Raw genomic sequence first — 4,544 nt, forward strand, 5'->3', positions numbered from 1 at the left:
CGTCATATGCTGTTTAACCAGCGTCTGATATCGGCGGGTAAGGCGAGAGTCAATCCCGCCAACAGATAGGTTGAAATCATTCTGCAAAGTAATAACAGGTATCACGATAAATGTGTAGATACCTATGGATTCAGGGGCGCTACCGGGATCATCTTTCGGGCGATTTTCTCGATTCTGTTGTGGTGTCTGTTGGGGTTTCTGCGACATGGCTGACCTCGCGTTAACGTTGTGATATTCATCATTAAGCTGAAATAACATGGCAGGAATGACGATGCGCTTAATAAATAGATATCTCTGTATATGAAATAATTAAATATTAATTTAAAAATAATTACTATTAGTATAATTATAGGCTGGTTGCTTGATGTTGCCGCCAATTCTCCTGTCAGAGTGCTGCAAGCCAGTCCTGATGCGGCGTGTCACAGGCGTTAACGCACACCCTACGCGTAAGCCAGACCGTTTATGTCAGTGGGTGTCGATAGCCCATATCATCCGGCGGAAGCGTTATTCTTATGCAATTTCACCGCGTCAGAAACAATGTCTGGTCAATTGCCCTCACCGCTGTGCTTGAATGTTTCAAGGTGTTAATTACGCTTGCCAGCGCCGTTAAGTTGACTACCCTTAAATAACCCCTTCGCTTAAAACACCAAATTAAGCGTGAGTGAGCCGGCAAGTGCTTTTTAATTAGCAAAATATTAAAGAGTGATGTCTCAAGGGTATATCGTCCTTTTCATCGGAGGTTAAAGATGGCAACACATCGTGGTGGTTCCGGCAATTTTGCCGAAGATCGTGAGAAAGCATCCAGCGCCGGGAAGAAAGGCGGTCAGATGAGCGGCGGAAACTTTAAAAACGATCCGCAGCGTGCGTCCAAAGCAGGGGAGAAAGGTGGCCGCAACAGCCATGGCGGCGGCAGAAAGCCGGCTTCCGCCAAATAAACCCCCCTCAGGAGAGGCGCGGGGAACATGATTTGCGCTGCAGCGATCTGTACGCACCCGCCAGCGTGAGACACCGTTTTCGTCTGCGGCGATTTCTCTCTTGGGCCCTTGGGCCCTTGGTCACCGGACGCATGTCGCCGATGGCGGCGGCGTCTGTTTAATCATCGCCTTTCGTCGTGGTGATGTTGTCGCCGGCACGCGACGACTCGCGCTCTATTGACAACGACAATCGTTTGCCGCAGCAATGTTGCTCTATGCGCACATTAATGTTGTTCTGTGCGCACGCTGTATACCCCTACGCAGGCGCATTCGTTGCTGACGCCTATCTAAACCCTTCCTTCATTGACGAATAGATAGGCACGTCCTTCATTGACGTACAGATAGGCACCTCCTTCATTGACGTACAGGTGGGCACTTTCGTCATTGATACAGACGTTGTCACTGCTTCTGTGATTACCTGCAGGCGCCACTTGTCTCGCGCCGTCGGCTCCCTTACCGCAGGGGAGAAATCGCGTAGGTTTTTGTCAGACGGTGACGGCTGACCCGCTACACCCTTTACTTCCTTGGTCGTGATTTCACTCACAATACAACTGTACCTCCTGCGGAGCATTACACCTGCGACAGTCATGGCCTGTTATGGGTACATGCCACAGACGCCACCCAGTTCGTTTTTTTGGTGCGAGGTTGCGCGCCATAGCGACGCTACCCAACGCTTGGCTTTAGCGCCAGGCGGGCCACACCTTCTGCAATGCTTGTTGCGCCGCGGCGGATGCTGCTCTTTCCCCTCGACGCTATTAATCCGCGATCGACGGGCCGGAGGGGGGCACAAGGCAGCGCTGAGGGCCGCAAATGCGACGGGCAGGGAGATTTTTCAGCAACGGGGTGTTTTGCTACCTGCGCTGACCGGCAATATAGGCTACTCTAATCGCCATTTTTTAACGGGACTGCCGGACGGCGGTGATATTGGGGGAATATGAGGGGAGAACAACAGGGGCTAAGCAGAGGTCTTGAAGCCCGCCACATAGAATTGATCGCGCTGGGCGGCACCATCGGCGTCGGTTTGTTCATGGGGGCGGCCAGCACGCTGCAATGGGCTGGACCGTCGGTTTTGTTGGCCTATATCATCGCCGGTATTTTTGTGTTTTTCATCATGCGCGCCATGGGGGAAATGCTCTACCTGGAACCGATAACAGGCTCGTTTGCCGTCTATGCCCACCGGTATATGAACCCCTTTTTTGGTTACCTGACCGCCTGGAGTTATTGGTTTATGTGGATGGCGGTGGGGATCTCGGAAATCACCGCCATTGGCGTCTATGTGCAATATTGGTTTCCCGACCTGCCGCAGTGGATCCCAGCGCTGGTGGCGGTTGGGTTGGTGGCGGCCGCCAATTTGGCGGCGGTGCGTTTATATGGCGAGATTGAATTCTGGTTCGCCTTGATAAAAATCACCACCATCATCGTCATGATTGTGGTCGGGTTGGGGGTGATTTTCCTCGGCATCGGCAACGGCGGTCATCCGGTCGGGCTGGCCAATCTGACCGCTAACGGCGGTTTTTTCGCCGGCGGCTGGAAAGGCTTTCTTATCGCGCTGTGCATTGTGGTGGCCTCTTATCAAGGCGTTGAGCTGGTTGGCATTACCGCGGGGGAAGCAAAAGATCCGCAGGTGACGCTGCGCCGCGCCATTGGCAATATTCTTTGGCGCATCTTGATCTTCTATGTCGGCGCCATTTTTGTCATCGTCACGCTATTTCCGTGGAGCCAAATTGGGGCCAACGGCAGCCCGTTCGTGTTGACCTTTGCGAAAATCGGTATCACCGCTGCGGCGGGAATTATCAACTTTGTTATCCTGACGGCGGCGCTGTCGGGCTGTAACAGCGGGATGTACAGCTGCGGGCGCATGTTATATGCGCTGTCGAACAACCGTCAATTGCCGGCGGCAATGGGGCGGCTTTCGCAAAACGGCGTGCCGGCGGCGGGGGTGGCGGTGTCGATCGTGGTGCTGCTGATGGGCTCTTGCCTGAATTATGTCATTCCCAATCCGCGCCAGGTTTTTGTCTACGTCTACAGCGCCAGTGTATTGCCGGGCATGGTGCCGTGGTTTGTGGTGCTGATAAGCCAGCTGCGTTTTCGCCGCCGACATCATCAGGCGATGCGCGACCATCCTTTCCGATCGGTGCTGTTTCCGTGGGTGAATTATTTCACCATGGCGTTTTTGTGCTGCGTGCTGCTGGGGATGGCGTTAAACCCCGACACCCGCATGTCGTTGACGGTCGGCAGTGTGTTTTTGCTGAGTATCTCCCTGATCTATCGCCTGTGCGGCCTGGGCCGGCGTAGCACCCCCGCCAGCGGCTGTCGCGCGGCGGCGTCGTCCAAGCGGTAATGGGAGCATTGATCTTCGGTGCCAGCTCGCCGCGTTGAGATGCGGGTCGTCGTGGTGCAATACGCGTTGTACCACCCGCTTGCGGGCGTTCTGGCCGCTGCGCTATATTCGGCGCGGCGCGCGAGCTCGGCGGTTCACCCGGCGCGACGTGCCGGGACGCTGCACCGTCCCACCACCGACAGGGGAAAGGGTTTCCCCGGCGGCGTGAATAAACATAGCCGGCGGGTGCGTCAGTCGTTATTCCCTCTCACTTTTATTTTCCATTATTTCCAAAAAATTAGAACCCACGCACCGGATTGGTGCGCCCGCCCCTCTACGCTTAAAAAACCGACGGGGTAATAGGCCGCTCGGTATTGCCTGCCCGCAGTTGGCCCTCCTTTGCCGATATGGCAGGGATATTGCTTGGCTGACTGGCCTGAGCAATCGTGATTGGCGGTTGCGTGTTCATCATCTGTCTTCATTGGTTAAACGTTGTTACTGCAGAGTTTGTTGCCGATTAACGCCCAAGGCGTTCCAATAATCCAGCATTAAGGAACACGATAATGTCTCTGAAACCGATAGCACCTCCGCTTGCCGCTTTATTGTTAGGGTGTCTCGGCACGGCGTTTGCGGCCCATGCCGATATCACCGTCGGCGTCGCCGGGCCGTTTTCCGGCCCCAACGCAACCTACGGCGATCAATATTGGCGCGGCGCCAGCCAGGCCGCGGCGGATATCAACGCCGCCGGCGGGATCAACGGCGAGAAAATCACCCTGGTGCAGGGGGATGACGCCTGCGAGCCCAAACAGGCGGTTGCGGTAGCCAACCGTCTGGTCGATCAATCCCATGTCGCGGCGGTCATCGACCATTTTTGCTCGTCTTCCACCATGCCGGCCTCGGAGGTGTATGACGATGCCGGCATTCTCGCCATCACGCCCGGATCCACCAACCCGCAAATCACCGAGCGCGGTATGAGCTCTATGAATAACCCCGAGTTTATTAGAGAGTAATTTTGGCAATACTACGCCGCTTCCTCTGATGCTAATTGCAAAGCGTAATAGTTCATTTCGGCTTCAGTAGGAGGGATGTAACCCAGCCGCCCGAGCAGCCTTCTGTTGTTGTACCAGTCCACCCAGTCCAGCGTGGCCAACTCCACTTCCGTCCGGTTTTTCCAGCTCCCGCGGTGGATAACCTCCGTTTTGTACAACCCGTTGATACTCTCTGCCATCGCATTATCGTAGGAGTCGCCG

The 4,544-nt window shown here is 55.1% G+C and carries 4 protein-coding genes and 1 pseudogene; 3 read left to right on the plus strand and 2 right to left on the minus strand.

Annotation, left to right across the window (positions count from 1 at the left end; translation table 11 throughout):
* On the minus strand, positions 1-207 hold a 207-nt coding region (locus CINSTRO3249_RS16770; protein ID WP_143146902.1), incomplete at its 3' end, for a hypothetical protein.
* A 539-nt stretch (positions 208-746) separates the two neighbouring features.
* On the opposite strand from CINSTRO3249_RS16770, the gene CINSTRO3249_RS12980 reads away from it, so the two are divergent.
* The 3 genes and pseudogenes from CINSTRO3249_RS12980 to CINSTRO3249_RS12990 all read left to right on the plus strand — a co-directional run.
* Positions 747-935, plus strand: coding sequence for a con-10 family general stress protein (locus tag CINSTRO3249_RS12980; RefSeq protein WP_074013581.1), 189 nt, complete (start codon positions 747-749; stop codon positions 933-935).
* A gap of 973 nt (positions 936-1,908) precedes the next feature.
* On the plus strand, positions 1,909-3,315 hold the full coding sequence (locus CINSTRO3249_RS12985; protein ID WP_074013582.1) for a bifunctional threonine/serine APC transporter ThrP: 1,407 nt from the start codon (positions 1,909-1,911) through the stop codon (positions 3,313-3,315).
* A gap of 542 nt (positions 3,316-3,857) precedes the next feature.
* Positions 3,858-4,277 (plus strand): annotated as a pseudogene (locus CINSTRO3249_RS12990) (ABC transporter substrate-binding protein); the annotation flags it as partial.
* Positions 4,278-4,315: 38 nt separating this feature from the next.
* Here the strand turns inward: CINSTRO3249_RS12990 and CINSTRO3249_RS12995 are convergent.
* Positions 4,316-4,544, minus strand: a 229-nt coding sequence (locus CINSTRO3249_RS12995; protein ID WP_143146879.1) for an integrase core domain-containing protein, incomplete at its 5' end; no start/stop codon positions are given.

The organism is Candidatus Sodalis sp. SoCistrobi (assembly GCF_900143145.1).
Lineage (GTDB): Bacteria > Pseudomonadota > Gammaproteobacteria > Enterobacterales > Enterobacteriaceae > SoCistrobi.